Source organism: Alcanivorax sp. NBRC 102024, assembly GCF_001602235.1.
Classification (GTDB): Bacteria; Pseudomonadota; Gammaproteobacteria; order Pseudomonadales; family Alcanivoracaceae; genus Alcanivorax.
On sequence record NZ_BDAS01000002.1, the window covers coordinates 99,773 to 115,177 of the forward strand.

Genomic DNA, 15,405 nt, shown 5'->3' on the forward strand with positions numbered 1-15,405 from the left:
AGGAGCCAGAGTCGACAATGGTGTGTCGGCTCGTAGAGACACCATGACAGGCATTATTGATGAAAAGGGATTCCGGCTGAACGTCGGGATCATCATTGCCGGCCAGGATGGCCGTGTATTCTGGGGTCGCCGGGTGGGTAACCGCGATGCCTGGCAATTTCCCCAGGGGGGCATGATGCCCGGCGAAACACCGGAGGAAACGCTTTTCCGTGAGCTGGAAGAAGAGGTCGGACTCCGCCCTGAACACGTTGAGATTGTGGCCAGCACGGAGGGCTGGTTGACCTATCGTCTGCCGCGCCGCTTTCTGCGTCGGCCGAGAAATCGCCCCCATTGTATTGGTCAGCGACAGAAATGGTTTTTGCTGCGCCTGACGGCGGAAGATGAGGCGATTGATCTGTTTGCCAGCGAGAGCCCGGAATTCAAGGCCTGGCGTTGGGTAAATTACTGGTACCCGATTCGCAAGGTGGTGCATTTCAAACGGGGCGTTTATGCCCGTGCCCTGCGTGAACTGGCCCCGGCGCTGAAGGGCGAGCGGGCGGAGCAGGACAGAAAGCCGATGTCACCGGGAGACAACCCCAATGCTTGATACCCTGCGCCGCATCGTCCAGGAAGTGAACAATGCGGCGGATATTCCCTCCGCGCTCAACCTGATGGCAAAGCGGGTCCGCGATGCCATGGGCACCGAAGTGTGCTCCATTTATCTGCGTAACGAAGAAGAGCAGCGTTATGTCTTGATGGCTTCCGAGGGGCTCAAGCAGGAAGCGGTGGGTCACGTGAGCCTGGGGTTGTCGGAGGGGCTGGTGGGCCAGGTTGGCCTGCGCGAAGAGCCGGTGAACCTGGAAGACGCTTTCAGTCATCCCAAATTCCATTACCTGGCGGAAACCGGCGAAGATCCGTTCCATGCTTTTCTCGGTGTGCCGGTGATGCACCATGGCAAGGTGCTGGGGGTGATGGTGGTGCAGCAGCGGGATGTGCGCCGTTTCGACCAGAGTGAAGAAGCCTTTCTGGTTACCATCTCCGCCCAGCTGTCGGCGGTGATTGCCCACGCCCATGCCTCCGGGGTGCTGTTCGATCAGCTGGATGCGGGCGGGGTGGACCTGCCCAGTTTTTATGATGGTCTACCGGGCTGCCCGGGTGCGGCCATCGGTTTCGGGGTTCTGCTGTTCCCGGCGGCGGATCTGTCGGCTGTGCCGGATCGTCAGGTGGAGGATGTCAGCGCGGAAATCGCTCGCCTGGATGATGCGCTGGTGCGGGTGCGTCAGGAAGTGCGGGACCTGGCCGAGCGCGCCTCGAAAAGCCTGGGTGCAGAAGAGCAGGCGCTGTTTGATGTCTACCTGCGCATGCTGGACCGGCATGCGTTGCCCGCCGAAGTGATCGTGCATATTCGTGAGGGCCAGTGGGCCCAGGGGGCCTTGCGTACTGTGGTGGATGCCCATGTGCGCAACTTCGAGATGATGGATGACCCCTATCTGCGCGAACGGGCGGCGGATGTGCGCGATCTGGGGCGGCGGGTGCTGGCGCAGCTGCAGAGCCAGAATCGCCGGCATATCGTGTTTCCGGATGACTGCATTTTGCTGGGTGAAGATATTTCCGCGCCCATGCTGATGGAAGTCCCCCGTGAGCGAATTCGCGGCATCGTGACGACCCGGGGCTCGCGCAACTCGCACATGGCCATCGTCGCCCGGGCCATGGGCATCCCCACCGTGGTGGGCGCCCAGAACCTGCCGCTGAAACAAATGGACGACAAGGAAATCATCGTTGATGGTTTCCGTGGCCGGGTGGTGGCCAATGCCTCGCCGGAGCTCAAGGAACAGTTCGAAGAGATCATTGCCGAGGAAGCCAATCTTCAGGCGGGCCTGGAAAAGCTGCGCGATGAACCGGCGGAAACCCTGGACGGTGTCCGTATCCCCCTGCAGGTGAACACCGGCCTGATGACCGACATCAACCGCTCCATCGAGCGCGGTGCTGAGGGCGTCGGGCTGTACCGCACGGAAATTCCCTTCATGGTTCGCGATCGCTTTCCCTCCGAGGAAGAGCAGCGAGTCATCTACCGGGAGCAGTTGGCTGCCTTCGCGCCGCATCCGGTAACCATGCGGACCCTGGATATCGGTGGCGACAAGTCACTGAGCTACTTCCCCATCGAGGAAGAAAACCCCTTCCTGGGCTGGCGGGGGATCCGTGTCACCCTGGATCATCCGGAAATTTTCATGGTGCAGGTGCGCGCCATGCTCAAGGCCAGTGATGGCCTGGACAACCTGCGCATCATGCTGCCCATGGTCACCAGCGTGATTGAAGCGGAAGAGGCGCAGCACCTGATTCACCGGGCCTGGCTGGAAGTCCGTGATGAAGGGCTGGACATTCCCATGCCCCAGGTGGGGGTGATGATCGAAGTGCCCGCTGCCGTCTACCAGGCCCGCGCGCTGGCCCAGCGGGTGGACTTCCTGTCCATTGGCACCAACGACCTGACCCAGTACCTGTTGGCGGTGGACCGCAACAACCGACAGGTGGCGTCCCTTTACAACTCCTATCACCCGGCGGTGCTGCACGCCATCTTGCATGTGGTTGAGCAGGCCCATGAGGAAGGAGTGCCGGTGTCCGTCTGCGGGGAAATGGCCGGGGAAGTGGGCTCGGCATTGTTGCTCATGGCCATGGGGGTCAATGCGTTGTCCATGAATGCCTCCAACCTGCTGAAGGTGAAAGCCGCCGTGCGCCAGGTGAAAGCCAGCTTTACCCGTCAGCTGCTCAACGAAGTGCTGGCCATGGATAACGGCGAGGTCATCGCTGCCTACGTGGATCTGCAACTGGACAAGGCTGGGCTGGGCGAATTGCTGCGTAATCGCAAGGCGCTGGTCTGACCACACAGCGCGCCAGCCATAACAACAAGACATGAGGGCTGTACATGAAACGCTTGCTGCAATTGCTGGCGCTGGCCGTGCTTATCCTGCTCGCGGTATTGCTCTATCACACCCTGACATTGCCGCAGGCAGACAGCCGGGTTGCTGAACTGCCCGATTTGACGCAAGCCGTGGACGAGGACGCCATGGTGGAGCGGCTGGCAATGGCCCTGCGGTTTCCGACTCTGCCGGATCAGCCCGATGCCTTTGTGGGGTTCCATGGATTTCTCCGCGACCGTTTTCCGTTGACCCACCAGACCCTCTCTGTGAAGCCCTTTGGCCATAGCCTGCTGTATCACTGGGACAGCCAGAATGACTGTCCACCCCAGTTGTTGCTGGCCCATCAGGATGTGGTGCCGGTGTCATCCCCGGAAAAATGGCAGCATCCGCCGTTCGCCGGTGTGGTGGATGACGACTTTGTCTGGGGTCGCGGCGCCCTGGATGACAAGGGCAGCCTGATGGCGATTCTGGAAGCCACGGAGGCCTTGCTGAAAACTGGCCAGACGCCCGCCTGCGATGTTTATCTGGCGTTTGGTCACGATGAGGAAATCGGCGGGCGCGAGGGGGCGATGAAGATGGCCGCCTGGCTGGAACAGCAGGGCCTGCGCTTTGCCCTGATTCTGGATGAGGGGGGCATGATGCTGCCGGGCAGCACCCTGGGCCTGGATCGTCCGGTGGCGCTGATGGGCATTGCCGAGAAGGGCTACATGACGGTGGAATTGCAGGCAGAGGCCGAGCCCGGGCATTCGTCACGCCCCCCGCAGACAACCGCCATCGGTGACCTGGCGGCGGCCATCGACCACCTGCAGACCCATCCCCGTCCGGCGTCTCTGAGTGGCCCGACGCGCAAAATGCTGGAGCAGGTCGCGCCGCACCAGCCCTTTGCCAAACGACTGGTGCTGGCCAATCTGTGGTTGTTCGAGCCGCTGATTGTGCGTCAGCTGGAAGGCAAGCCGGAAACCAATGCGTTGCTGCGTACCACCATGGCACCCACCTTGCTGAGTGCCGGGGTAAAGGAAAATGTGCTGCCGGCCACCGCCAGCGCCACCCTGAATTTCCGGCTGGCGCCGGGAGAAACCCGGGACAGTCTGCGGGCCTATTTGGAAAAAGCATTACCGGACAGTATCAGCGTCACGTCCAGGGGGGCCTTCCTGTCCGACCCTTCCCCGGTCACCGGGATTCCCTCTGCCACCTTTGATCGCCTGGCGGCGCTGGCGCGGGCGTTACCGGAACAGCCGGTGGTCGCGCCCTACCTGCTGATTGCCGGCACCGATGCCCGTCACTATCAGTCTCTCTCCGATCAGGTGTTCCGGTTTATGCCGGTGTCCCTGGGGCAGGACGATCTGGCCCGCTTTCACGGCCACAACGAACGTCTTCCCCGTGAGCAATACCCGCACATGGTGCGGTTTTATGCGGGGCTGATGCTGGGTCGATAACCGGTCCGGTCAGGGGTGGCTGCGCCGTAGCGACCCGTCCGCCGTCCCGTCCGGCAACCAGCCCTGTTCCAGCATGATCGGGTCGCTGTGGCGGGACAGTTCGACGACGCTGCTGGCTCGGGTGCCGTAGCCGGGGGACTGGATAAAGACCGGGGCCACCAGACGTTCCAGTTCCATGCCGACGCCGGTATCGGGCAGTTCGCTGTCCGGTGGCTGGTAGTGATCGTTGACCACCTCCATCAGCTGTTCCGGGCTGCTATCGACGGTGAGAGCATTGGCCAGACGTTGTTTGGCCCGCTGCACCTTGGGCCAGGGGTCGTCCAGCAGACCGTTGCACAGGCCGTGAACGCCCGGTGTGACCGCCTGGGGTGGGGCTCCCCGGTTGCCGATGTACCAGAGGCTCTCCGGGGTGCCCACCAGCAGGTTGAAGGCGCCGTAGTGATGTTGCTCTTCGGCCAGCGCCTGACAGAACCGTTCCGGGGAGTCGTTGCCTTCCAGGAAGGTCAGCGGCAACAGACCCCGTGAGCGTTCGCCGGTTTGCCGTTCGGCAATGGGTTCCCGGTAGTTGGTGACCACGGCGATACGACCATTGCGGTGGATGCCCAGCCAGGTGCCGCCGGCGGTCAGATCCAGGCCGCAGAAGATATCGCCGCGCCAGCGGGCGGGTTCGGCGGGGCGGGCGTGGAATTCGTCACGGTTGGCGGCCATCCGCAGGGGAGTCGGGGAATCCGGTTGCCAGTCGAAAAGCACAATGCACATGAAACTTGCCCGTCAATCAGGGGGATGGGTTGGTGCCTTCGCCTTGCGAGCCAGGCTCCAACGGGAAGGGTAATCCCGCCAGCGTGTGACACATGTAGCGTGCTAGCATACCTGCCTTGCGTAGAGATTATGAACCGGCGCTAAGGGCTGGCCAATGTGGGAACTGTTTCTGATTTGTCTGGGAGTCGGTGTGGGCGCCGGTCTGCTGGCCGGGGCGCTGGGTCTGGGCGGTGGCGTGGTCATCGTGCCGGCGCTGATTTTCCTGTTTCACGGGCTTGGTTTTCCTGCTGATCTGGTGGCGAAGATGGCGGTGGCCACCTCCCTGAGCACCATCATGATTACCTCCATCAGCGCGGTGCGCACCCATCACAAGGCGGGCTTTGTGCGCTGGCCGGTGGTGTTGCGGCTGGGCGTGGGGATTGTGCTGGGGGCCTTCGCCGGGGCCTTTATCGCCGATGCCATGAAAGGGGAACTGCTGACCCGGTTGTTCGGTCTCTTTGCCATGGTAATTGCCTTGCAGATGGCGCTGACGGGCCGCAAGGTGCCGGAGGCCAACCTGCCGGAGCGGGTGCCCGGCGCTGCGGGGCTGGGTGTGGCCGGGGTGCTGATTGGTACCGGCTCTGCCATTTTCGGTATTGGCGGCGGCTCGTTGACGGTGCCGTTTCTGAGCTGGTGCCGTCTGAGAATGCAGGAAGCGGTGGCCATCGCGTCCGCCTGTGGCCTGCCCATTGCCGTCGCTGGCACCCTGGGTTTTGCGGTGGCCGGCTGGCAGGAAACCCGCCTCCCTGAAGGGGCGCTGGGCTATGTGTTTTTGCCGGCAACAGCCGGTATAGTGCTCACCAGTTTTCCGTTCGCCCGACTGGCGGCGCGACTCAGCCACCGGCTGCCTTCAGCCATGCTGAAAAAGGTGTTCGCGGTGGTGTTGTTTATCATCGGCCTCAGGCTGGTTTTGGGATAGGCATTATGGAATTTCCGCAGATTGATCCGGTGGCGATTGCCATTGGTCCCCTCAAGGTGCACTGGTACGGCCTGATGTACATGATCGGCTTTGCCGCCGCCTGGCTGCTGGGGGTGTATCGCGCCAAACAGCCGAACTCGGGCTGGACCAAGGACCAGGTGGGAGACCTGGTCTTCTACGGCGCCATGGGGGTGATCCTGGGTGGCCGTCTGGGCTATGTGCTGTTCTATAACTTCGGCAAGTTCCTGGATGATCCGATCTGGCTGTTCAAGCTGTGGGACGGCGGCATGAGCTTCCACGGTGGCGCCATCGGCGTACTGGTAGCGTTCTGGCTGTTCGGCCGCAAGACCAACAAGCGGTTTTTCCAGGTGGCGGATTTCATGGTACCCATGGTGCCGATCGGTCTGGCCACCGGTCGTCTGGGCAATTTTATCAATGCGGAGCTGTGGGGTCGCGCCAGCGATGCCCCCTGGGCCATGGTGTTCCCCACGGATCCGGACCGCCTGCCGCGCCATCCTTCCCAGCTCTATGAGTTTGCGCTGGAAGGGGTGCTGCTGTTTATCGTGCTGTGGTTCTATTCGGCCAAGCCAAGGCCCGCCGGGGCAGTGACCGGGTTGTTCGGTGTGGGTTATGGCCTGGGCCGTACCTTCGTGGAATTCTTCCGTGAGCCGGACGCCCACCTGGGTTATCTGGCCGGCGGCTGGCTGACCATGGGAATGCTGCTGAGCATCCCGATGATACTTCTCGGTGCCGCCATGATGGTCTGGGCCTACCGTCATGATGATCGCGCCGTTACCCCTTCCCGGAGTCGTTCATGAAGCAATATCTCGATCTGCTGCGCCATGTGCGTGAGCATGGCACCTTCAAGGAAGACCGTACCGGCACCGGCACCTATGCGGTGTTCGGGCATCAGATGCGGTTTGATCTGGGTGAAGGGTTTCCCATGGTCACTACCAAGAAGCTGCATCTGCGCTCGATCATTCACGAGCTGCTGTGGTTTCTGTCCGGCGACACCAATATCCGTTATCTGAAGGAAAACGGGGTGTCCATCTGGGATGAGTGGGCGACGCCTGACGGCGAGCTGGGCCCGGTGTATGGCGAACAATGGCGCAGCTGGAAAACCCAGGATGGCCGTGTCATTGATCAGATCAGCGAGGTGCTGGCGGAGATCAAACGCAATCCGGATTCCCGTCGTCTGGTGGTCAGTGCCTGGAACCCGGCGGTGCTGCCGGATCCGTCCACCTCCCCGAAGGACAATGCGGCTGCCGGCAAGCAGGCACTGCCGCCGTGCCACTGTCTGTTCCAGTTCTATGTGGCGGATGGCAAGTTGAGCTGTCAGCTGTATCAGCGCAGCGGCGATATTTTCCTGGGCGTGCCGTTCAACATTGCCTCCTATGCATTGCTGACATTGATGATGGCGCAGGTGTGCGATCTGCAGCCCGGTGATTTCGTGCACACCCTGGGGGATGCGCATCTGTATTCCAATCACCTGGAGCAGGCGGATACCCAGCTGTCCCGGGAGCCGCGCTCGCTGCCCACCATGACCCTGAATCCGGCGGTGAAGGACCTGTTTGCCTTCACCTTCGAGGATTTCACCCTGAGCGATTATGAGCCCCACGCCCATATCAAGGCGCCGGTGGCAATTTGAGACGAGTCTGACGTCGGAGGGCCGGCGTCAGACGACTAAAATCCTTGCGTCCGACTTCAGACGTCCGGCGTCAGACTATAGAGTTTTTTCATGTCCATCCGACTTTCCCTGATGGTGGCCAAGGCCAGTAACCGTGTCATCGGGCGTAACAACAAGCTGCCCTGGTATCTGCCCAACGACCTCAAGTACTTCAAGCAGGTCACCTTTGGCAAGCCAGTGATCATGGGCCGCAAGACCTGGGATTCCCTGGGCAAGCCGCTCCCGGGTCGTACCAATATCGTGATTACTCGCCAAGCGGATTTTCAGGCGGAGGGAGCCAAGGTGGTGGCGACCCTGGACGAGGCGGTTACCCTGGCGGAGAACGTGGCCTTCATCGAAGGGCAGGACGAAGCCGTGGTGATGGGCGGGGCGGAGATCTATGCCCTGGCCCTGCCGCAAGCGGACCGGCTCTATCTCACCGAAGTGCATGCCGAGGTGGATGGTGATACCTGGTTTCCGGAGTACGACACCTCCGAATGGAAAGAGATCGGCCGGGAAGATTTTCCCGCAGAAGGGCCGAATCCCTACGATTATTCCTTCGTGGTTTACGAGCGGAAATAGGGACGAGCTACGCTCGGCTGGATAGGGAAAGGCTAAAAATTTCCTGGGCCCCGTCATTTCTACGAAGCCTCTGTAGGAACGTAGCGCAGCGGAGTAACGCACGTAGTTCCGTGCGGCCCGAAAGGTGAGCGAAGCGAATAACACCTCTTGAGGTACGAACCGCGGTTGCGCGGAAATCGCCCGCAGGGCGATCAGGAATTTCAGAACCCTGCCGCCTCAAGAAAGAACGGCGGACAGACGTTGAGTTTTGCCGCCTCGCTGCGCTCGGTTCGCACCTCAAGCGGTGCTCCTACAAATTCATCCTCTCGGCTCGATCAACACTTCACTCTTCACTGACTGGGCAATAAAGCATTTCTCGTGGGCGCGCTGGTGGAGGGCCTGGATCTTGGCGGCGTCCGGTTGTTCTCCACTGAAAGTGACCAGCGGCTGCAGCAATACCTGCCGCACGTAGATCATTGCCTGGTCGTTCTGGCCCAGGGTCGCCTGGGGATCATCGTCGTAGCTGGTTACGGACAGGCCGTCGCGGGCCGCTTCGGTGAGAAATGACAGCAGGTGACAGCTGGCCAGGGCGGCGATAAAGGCCTCCTCCGGCTCCATGAATTCCTGCTGGCCATGATGGCCATCCACCACACGGACTTCGTTGCCATCGGCCAGGTGCCAGAGGTAGTGATCCTCGCCATGGGCGTTCCAGCTCAGATGCATAGTGTGTTGTGGCACGACATATCCCCGGTTGGTTTATTCTTCAGGGCAGTATGCCATCAAAACGCCCGCATGCCATGGGGGCTTTGGTCGAAGTCGGTGACAAAACGTCAGTGGCGGGTGTCGAGGGTTGCGGGAGTTGTTGCGGCGGGTGCGGGAGGGGTGGCGGTAACCTGAAACCGGGACCGCCACCCGATGCGGTTTTAATGGGTCACGTTGTCCTGGGCCATTTCCCAGTAGCGGAACACCGCCACATTGACCAGAGCGCTGATCAGACTCACCGGCAGGCCCACCAGCAGCGCCGCCGCCTGGGGTTGACTGACGACGGCAGTGACCAGCGATGCCAGGATGCTGCTCATCAACACAAAGGCAAGGAAAACCAGCACCAGAATCAGCAGCAGAGGCCACTGCTGGTCTTGTGTCATGGCGAAGGATTGGCGCAGGGCATCGATGGGATTGCGGCGTTTCAGAACCACCAGAAACGGGGCAAAACACAGGCGGGTGTAGACCCACAGGGCCGGGAAGAAAAACGCCAGCCAGCCCAGCGAGACGCCAACAGCCATGATGGCATAGGTGGCCAGCAACATGGGGTAGACCAGCACGGCAGCGGCCAGACAATGAAGCAGGCCGGCCGGTTTGCCCGAGCGCGCCGCAGCCAGCTGGGCAATCAGTGTCCCTTCTGCCAGCGGACGACTGAGCAGCACGATGGCCAGGCTGATGCCGCTGAACTGCAGCGCCCCGCCAGCCTCTTCCGGGAACACAAAGCTGGGTCCAAACAGCCACTGGCTGGCTTCAGTGAGCAGGGCAAAGGGGGCCGTCACCAGAAAAATGGGCCCGAGATTGCGCCACCAGAAATAGAGAATTTCGCGAAAACGTTGGCTGATCATGTCGGTTGCAAAGTTGGGGCTGGAAAGTTCAGCGGGAAAGGCGTTATTTCACCACAGCGGGCGCGCAGTTCACAGAGAAAGCGGGCGAATAGGCGTTGCGGGCTTGCGATGGGAAGGTCGTGTAATGGGGTTGGCCGCAGGTAGGGTGCAGTTCGCCTTAGGCTCAGTGCACCCTACGGAATAACCGGTGGGGTGTTTACCACCAGTACTTGCCCCAGTTTTCCGGGTTGGCCCAGAAGCGCGGGTTGTTCCATTTGCGCTCAAAGTTGTAGTTGTCCAGATCGTAGCTGTAGATATTCAGCTCACGACCTTCCTGGGCAAAGTGTCCCTGCTCCCGGCAACCCAGTGCCAGAAACCCGTTGCTGGGCCAGCGCAATTTCTGTGGCGCCAGGTTGGGCTGATATACCGCCACCATGGAGTCCGTGTGCAGGTTGCGCAGCAAGCCCATCAGGGCTTCGCCATCACGCTGACTCATGTATTCCAGCTGGTCGGCCACGATGGCCATATCCACCCGTTCGATCTCTTCCAGTGCCGCAAAGGGGTCCTGCTCCTGGATTTCCACCAGCGTGCAGTCGTGGTCCTTGCACCATTGGCTGACGACGGGGATGGGGTTGAGGCTGACGGTAACAACGGAGGAAGGCTGGTGGCTATCCAGGATAGCGGCCAGACGTTCCTGGGGGGATTCGGTCATGGGGTGTGCCATCGCGGTATTCATGATTTCAGTCTAGCGCGGTTGTGCAGGGCTTTCGATAGGGGAACGTAAAAACCTGCCCGGCGAGGAAAACAGCAAGGGGGCTTGGCATGTCAAAAGCGTTTTGGCGTGGATAGATCGGGGATGTCTGACCGGGTTTGTGACCCCGGTCAGAAAAACGAAAATGAGGATTGACGGCTGTCCAATCAATAATGATAATGATTCTCATATACAGACAAGGAGGCCAGCATGACTCAGCTCAAGAAGAACGTCACCGCCACCACCCGCCGGGTTTCTATCAATGCAGAAAGCAGTGTTGCCAGCAGTCTGCTGCTCAACCACCAGGGCAAACTCTGGATCGAGCATGCCGGCGAGCGTTACCTGCTTCGCCGCACGTCCAATAACCGGCTTATTCTTACCAAGTGATCAGGCACGCATCATGCCTTGGGCAATGAGGCGCCCAGTGCGTGTCGGGCGGTAGTGTCTCGTTGTCTCAGGTACGTTGCGAGACGCCTCTCCCTTTTCTCCCTGACGTGGATCGCCAGCCGCCGCCAGCTTTCCACACCTAATAACAAGCACCGTCGACAAGGCATCGATGGTGCGGCGATCTGGAGGCAGCATGTCAGTGATGGCGTGGTCCCCGGCGCCGGCGGCATCCCCTCTGCTTCGTCAGTGCGGTGCCGCACTCGGTGATCGGGTTTTACGATTGCAGGACGAACCGTTGGCCATTCTCAAGGCCCTCTACCGACTTGGTTCACTGGTGGTAACGACGTTTACCAGTGGCTCTCGGGTTTCCCAGAACATGCATTACCCGGCGTTCCATGAAGGGGAATGGTGGCTGGAATCGGTGGGCGATCGTTGTCGGTTACGGCAAAGTCTGCAGGTGTCCCAGTGGCATTCGGTGCTGGCGGTGCTGGAGCCCACCGGTGCGTTACCCGCCCGCAGTCTGGTGTTCTTTGATCGCCAGGGGCAACCGTTGCAACAGATGGCGGTGGCCCCGAACAGTGGAGGTCTGGCATTCGAGGAGCTGGTTTGCGCCATGTTGCATCCCGATCAGCAAACCCTGAACTTGCCCGCCGGTCTTCCCCGCGCGGTGGCGGGTGAACTGGGGCCGCTCTCTCAGCTGGAGCGGGACTGGGCCGGCAGTGCCGATGACGAGGACTTCACCCACCTGTTGCAGCGCTGTGATAACCAGCGGTCGGTTCTGTACCGTTCGGTGCGGGATAGCTTTGCCTGCCCGGTACGCCCGGAAACCCTGCCGGCGGTGCTGGCGGAAGCCTCGCGGCGTGATGAGGCGACCACGCTGTGTGTGGGCAATCAAGGTGTGCGTCTGTGCATGACGGCACCCTGGTCGTCACCGCGCTGGCAAGACAGCCATTGTCATCTGGTCCATAACGGTGCCCTGGTGTCGCTGGATATGGCAAAAATGCAGAGCCTGTGGCGGCTGCGCAAGCCCGGTGATGGGCAGGTGATCACGGCGCTGGAGGCGCTGGATGAAAACGGTGACTGGTTGTGGACGCTGTCCGCCGGCGAAGCGGAGTCTGACTGGCGGGCGTTACTGAGAGATAGCGTGATTCGGTAGCTACAAGCTACAAGCTACGCTCGATTGGATAGGGAAAGGTTAGAAAGTTCCCGGTACCTTGGCGTTTCTACGAAGCCGCTGTAGGAACGTAGCGCAGCGGAGTAACGCACGTAGTTCCGTGCGGCCCGAAGGGTGAGCGAAGCGAATAATACCTCTTGAGGTGCGAACCGCGCTTGCGCGGAAATCGACCGCAGGGCGATCAGGAATATCAGAGCGCGCCAGGTCCTGCTCAGTGCGAGGCCAAATCCAGCTGATTGGTGTCACTCCCGGTTCGCGGCTCGAGCTCCGCTCCTACAGTCTTGCGGGTTCGCTTGCAGGTAACCGCCTACAGATAAATGCCTCCGGCTCCCTGTTGCCGCCGCCCTTAAAAGTGCTCGTCGAACTGCTTCAGCAGATCAATGATCTCACTCACATCCTGCTCCATGCCCTTCAGGGCTTCTTCCGCCATGGGGCTCACGTCGCACTGACCGGGGAGGGGGTGCTCGGCCTCGAGAATGGCCCGGAAGCGGGCGATAAACACCCACTGCAGCCACTGGCTGAACGCCATGGTGTCGGCAAAGAAAGGCGTGCTGCTGTTGAAAGCAGCGGGCGTAGGGGGTTGCTGTTCCCACAGGCCCTGTTGGTCCAGTTCTGTCTGCAGGTCGTCCAGAAGGGTGGCGAGTTGCGCGCGCTTAGTCATCGAAAAGGGGTACCAGGTCAGTGAGTTCGTGAAGATTATGGATATGGTGACGCGGATGGGCCAGATCAACCGGCCAGTCCAGATCAATCAGGTTGGCCCAGATGGCATGCATGCCATGTTCACGCGCGGCATGCACATCTTCCAGGGGATGATCCCCCACATGGACTGCCTGGCTGGCGTCGACGCCGGCGGATGCCAGGGCCGCCTGGAACATGTCCGGGGCGGGTTTGCGTTTACCGATGGTTTCCGCGGAGTGGTGGAAGCTGAATAGACCGGCGATGCCGATCTGCTGCAGATCCGCGTTGCCATTGGTCAGAGCGCCCAGCTGGTAGCTATCGGCCAGCTGTTCGAGCACCTCCAGGGCCCCGGGGAAAAAGGTCACCTGATTGCGGGCACGGTGGAAAACCAGGAAGGCCTCCTCGGCAATCTTGCGCGCCTCGCCGGCGCTGAAGCCGTGTTCGGTAAAGGCCCGGGCCATGGCGTCCTGGCGCAGGGCGGTCAGGTTGTCCAGATAGTCCGGTCGTTCCCGCAGCAGGGCGGTACGTACGGCGCGGACCCGTTCGGCGCTCAACGCCTGGGCGGCTTCCGGGTGGCGGTCGATGATCCAGTCACTGCATGCCTTCTCCGCCCGGCGAATCACTTCGTCCACCGGCCAGAGGGTATTGTCCAGATCAAAGGTAATCAGTTTGAGTCGGCTCATGGCGCTATTGTAGCGCATGGCAAGGGCTGAGGCCCGGCCATGAAGGCGAAGCTGCTGTAGGAGCTCCCTTCCAGGGGGCGAACCGTGCGCAGCACGGAATCGGCCATAGGGCGATCAGGAATATCCAGGCGCGATAGAGCCGTGAACAATGATCCGCTTTGGCGCCTCGCTACCTGAGGTTCGTCCCCTGGAAGGGAACTCCTACGGGAAGCGGCAGAGGTCAGGAAGACTCCTCGTCGTCCCCCTTGCGGCGCTGGGCTCGGGGGTGAGCACCATCATAGACCTGGGCCAGGTGCTGGAAATCCAGGTGGGTATAGACCTGGGTGGTGGCCAGGTCCGCATGGCCCAGCAGTTCCTGCACCGCACGCAGGTCGCCGGAAGATTCCAGTAAATGGGTGGCAAAGGAATGGCGCAGCTTGTGGGGATGCAAGTGGTCATCCAGGCCCCACTCCAGAGCGTGACGTTTAAGACGTTGTTGCACGCTGGACGGGGACAGTCGTCGGCCATTCTTGCTCAGAAAGAGCGCTTTCTCTTCACTGTCCTTGATAAACAGGGTGCGGGCCTTGAGCCAGCGGCGTACGGCGGTGAGGGCCGGCTTGCCGATGGGCAGCTGGCGAGTCTTGTTGCCCTTGCCGGTGACCAGTAGCTGGCCGGCACTCAGGTCCAGGCTATCCAGATCCAGACTCAGCAGTTCCGCCAGGCGCAGGCCGCAGGCGTAGAACAGTTCCATGATCGCCTGGTCGCGCAGACTTAGTGGGTCGCCTTTTTCCGTGCCCGCATCCAGCAGCTGGCCTACCTGATCCGCATCCAGGGCCTTGGGAAGACGCTTGCCGCTTTTCGGTGGTCGCACATCCACCGCCGGATTATCCCGGGCCAGCCCCTCACGCATCAAATAACTGTAGAAAGTGCGCAGGGTGGAGAGCAGTCGGGCAATGGTCTTGCCGCCTTTTCCCTGCCGGTGCAGGGTGGCCACCAGCGAGCGCATGTCGTGCACGGTGAGCGTGGCCCAGTCCCGCTGCCCGGTGAGGCGGAAGGCGTCTTTCAGGTCACGCTGGTAATTGCTGACGGTGTGGGGGGAGAGGCGGCGCTCGAACTCCAGATGTTGCAGGAAGGCAGTAACGGTGTCTTTATCGCGGCTTCCGCTGTTCACTGTTCATTGATCTTTTTGGCTGCCTGATGCGGGTATTGCCGCAGCACTTCATGCAGGCGTCGGCTCAGTACCTGGCCGATGTGGGTAATGAACAGGGTGCCCAGGGAGCTGCGGAAATGCATGGCGCTTTTGCTGCCGATGGCCAGCAGTCCCAATTTGCCCTGGTACTCCAGGGGGACCATGGCGGCGGAGCGGATGTCGGTGGCGTGCTCCTGGAACAGGGCCTGCATTTCCTCTTCGCGCATGGCACCGCACACCGCCTTGCCGTTACGCAGCAGGTGGTTGAGGGCGCTGGGCAGGGCGTCGCTGTCGACACAGCGAATCTGGTTGCGCAGGTCGCCGAGGATGGGGATTTCCCGGTCATAAAGCATCAGCGCGACACGGTCACAGTGGAAATCATCGCCAAGGCTGGCGAGCAGGTTGCGGAACAGTTTTTCCGCCCCGCGCGCTTCCAGCAGGGACAGGGTCAGGCGACGGGTCTTGTCGAACAGGTGATCATTTTCCCGGGCCACGTCCAGCAGGCCGTTGAGGCGGTCGCGCAGTTCATTGTTGCGGTCGCGGAGGATGGAGGCCTGGCGCTCCAGCAGGGAGACGGCCTCCCCCTTGGAGTCCGGCAGGCGCAGCAGCTCCAGCAACTCCGGGCGGTGCTGGAAGTAATCCGGGTTGTCGCGCAGGTAAGCGGCAACCTGGTCGGCACTGGCCTTGGTGTTCTCCGTCATGGG

Annotated in this window: 17 protein-coding genes; 9 read left to right on the plus strand and 8 right to left on the minus strand. The window is 61.3% G+C overall.

The features are described from left to right. Positions 1 to 43: 43 nt before the first annotated feature. Genes A0251_RS04230 through A0251_RS04240 form a run of 3 tightly spaced genes read left to right on the plus strand, consistent with a single transcriptional unit; the run spans position 44 to position 4,330 of the window. Positions 44 to 586 carry an RNA pyrophosphohydrolase gene (locus A0251_RS04230; protein WP_062815600.1) on the plus strand — a complete coding sequence of 181 codons (543 nt, stop codon included), beginning with the start codon at positions 44 to 46 and terminating at the stop codon, positions 584 to 586. Beyond that, on the plus strand, positions 579 to 2,855 hold the full coding sequence (ptsP, locus tag A0251_RS04235; protein WP_062815601.1) for a phosphoenolpyruvate--protein phosphotransferase: 2,277 nt from the start codon (positions 579 to 581) through the stop codon (positions 2,853 to 2,855). Before A0251_RS04230 ends, ptsP begins: the two co-directional genes overlap by 8 nt. A gap of 44 nt (positions 2,856 to 2,899) precedes the next feature. Then, positions 2,900 to 4,330, plus strand: a complete 1,431-nt coding sequence (locus A0251_RS04240) for a M20/M25/M40 family metallo-hydrolase (RefSeq protein ID WP_062815602.1) — start codon at positions 2,900 to 2,902, stop codon at positions 4,328 to 4,330. Between the two features lie 9 nt (positions 4,331 to 4,339). Here the strand turns inward: A0251_RS04240 and A0251_RS04245 are convergent, their stop codons facing one another. After that, a complete protein-coding gene (locus A0251_RS04245) occupies positions 4,340 to 5,089 on the minus strand; it encodes an NRDE family protein (protein WP_062815603.1) in 750 nt (249 codons plus the stop codon). Positions 5,090 to 5,243: 154 nt separating this feature from the next. Here A0251_RS04245 and A0251_RS04250 point away from each other — a divergent pair, with 154 nt between their 5' ends. The 4 genes from A0251_RS04250 to A0251_RS04265 all read left to right on the plus strand — a co-directional run bounded on the left by A0251_RS04250 (position 5,244) and on the right by A0251_RS04265 (position 8,295). Then, positions 5,244 to 6,047: a sulfite exporter TauE/SafE family protein gene (locus A0251_RS04250; protein WP_062815604.1), complete on the plus strand. Its 804-nt coding sequence runs from the start codon at positions 5,244 to 5,246 to the stop codon at positions 6,045 to 6,047. A 5-nt stretch (positions 6,048 to 6,052) separates the two neighbouring features. After that, positions 6,053 to 6,865, plus strand: a complete 813-nt coding sequence (lgt, locus tag A0251_RS04255; RefSeq protein ID WP_062815605.1) for a prolipoprotein diacylglyceryl transferase — start codon at positions 6,053 to 6,055, stop codon at positions 6,863 to 6,865. Next, on the plus strand, positions 6,862 to 7,695 hold the full coding sequence (locus A0251_RS04260) for a thymidylate synthase (protein WP_062815606.1): 834 nt from the start codon (positions 6,862 to 6,864) through the stop codon (positions 7,693 to 7,695). The genes lgt and A0251_RS04260 overlap by 4 nt, the downstream gene beginning before the upstream one ends. Before the next feature lie 90 nt (positions 7,696 to 7,785). Next, the gene (locus tag A0251_RS04265) at positions 7,786 to 8,295 is read left to right on the plus strand and encodes a dihydrofolate reductase (protein ID WP_062815607.1); all 510 of its coding nucleotides are present in this window, start codon (positions 7,786 to 7,788) and stop codon (positions 8,293 to 8,295) included. Positions 8,296 to 8,592: 297 nt separating this feature from the next. On the opposite strand, the gene A0251_RS04270 is transcribed toward A0251_RS04265, so the two are convergent. The 3 genes from A0251_RS04270 to A0251_RS04280 form a co-directional block, all read right to left on the minus strand. Beyond that, positions 8,593 to 9,012 carry an OsmC family protein gene (locus tag A0251_RS04270; RefSeq protein ID WP_231866028.1) on the minus strand — a complete coding sequence of 140 codons (420 nt, stop codon included), beginning with the start codon at positions 9,010 to 9,012 and terminating at the stop codon, positions 8,593 to 8,595. 185 nt (positions 9,013 to 9,197) lie between these two features. After that, a complete protein-coding gene (locus A0251_RS04275) occupies positions 9,198 to 9,881 on the minus strand; it encodes a hypothetical protein (RefSeq protein WP_062815609.1) in 684 nt (227 codons plus the stop codon). A gap of 196 nt (positions 9,882 to 10,077) precedes the next feature. Beyond that, on the minus strand, positions 10,078 to 10,596 hold the full coding sequence (locus A0251_RS04280; RefSeq protein ID WP_062815610.1) for a DUF6231 family protein: 519 nt from the start codon (positions 10,594 to 10,596) through the stop codon (positions 10,078 to 10,080). Positions 10,597 to 10,821: 225 nt separating this feature from the next. Between A0251_RS04280 and hemP the strand changes: the two genes are divergently transcribed. Further along, positions 10,822 to 10,998 (plus strand): hemin uptake protein HemP, encoded by a 177-nt coding sequence (hemP, locus tag A0251_RS04285; protein ID WP_062815611.1) that lies wholly within the window; start codon positions 10,822 to 10,824, stop codon positions 10,996 to 10,998. A 193-nt stretch (positions 10,999 to 11,191) separates the two neighbouring features. Beyond that, the gene (locus A0251_RS04290) at positions 11,192 to 12,154 is read left to right on the plus strand and encodes a ChuX/HutX family heme-like substrate-binding protein (protein WP_062815612.1); all 963 of its coding nucleotides are present in this window, start codon (positions 11,192 to 11,194) and stop codon (positions 12,152 to 12,154) included. Between the two features lie 364 nt (positions 12,155 to 12,518). Here the strand turns inward: A0251_RS04290 and A0251_RS04295 are convergent, their stop codons facing one another. The 4 genes from A0251_RS04295 to A0251_RS04310 all read right to left on the minus strand — a co-directional run bounded on the left by A0251_RS04295 (position 12,519) and on the right by A0251_RS04310 (position 15,402). Further along, a complete protein-coding gene (locus A0251_RS04295) occupies positions 12,519 to 12,833 on the minus strand; it encodes a YqcC family protein (protein WP_062815613.1) in 315 nt (104 codons plus the stop codon). Then, positions 12,826 to 13,533: an HAD family hydrolase gene (locus A0251_RS04300; RefSeq protein ID WP_062815991.1), complete on the minus strand. Its 708-nt coding sequence runs from the start codon at positions 13,531 to 13,533 to the stop codon at positions 12,826 to 12,828. Before A0251_RS04300 ends, A0251_RS04295 begins: the two co-directional genes overlap by 8 nt. A gap of 220 nt (positions 13,534 to 13,753) precedes the next feature. Then, on the minus strand, positions 13,754 to 14,683 hold the full coding sequence (gene xerC, locus A0251_RS04305) for a tyrosine recombinase XerC (RefSeq protein ID WP_062815614.1): 930 nt from the start codon (positions 14,681 to 14,683) through the stop codon (positions 13,754 to 13,756). Beyond that, positions 14,680 to 15,402: a DUF484 family protein gene (locus tag A0251_RS04310; RefSeq protein ID WP_062815615.1), complete on the minus strand. Its 723-nt coding sequence runs from the start codon at positions 15,400 to 15,402 to the stop codon at positions 14,680 to 14,682. Before A0251_RS04310 ends, xerC begins: the two co-directional genes overlap by 4 nt. Positions 15,403 to 15,405: the final 3 nt, after the last annotated feature.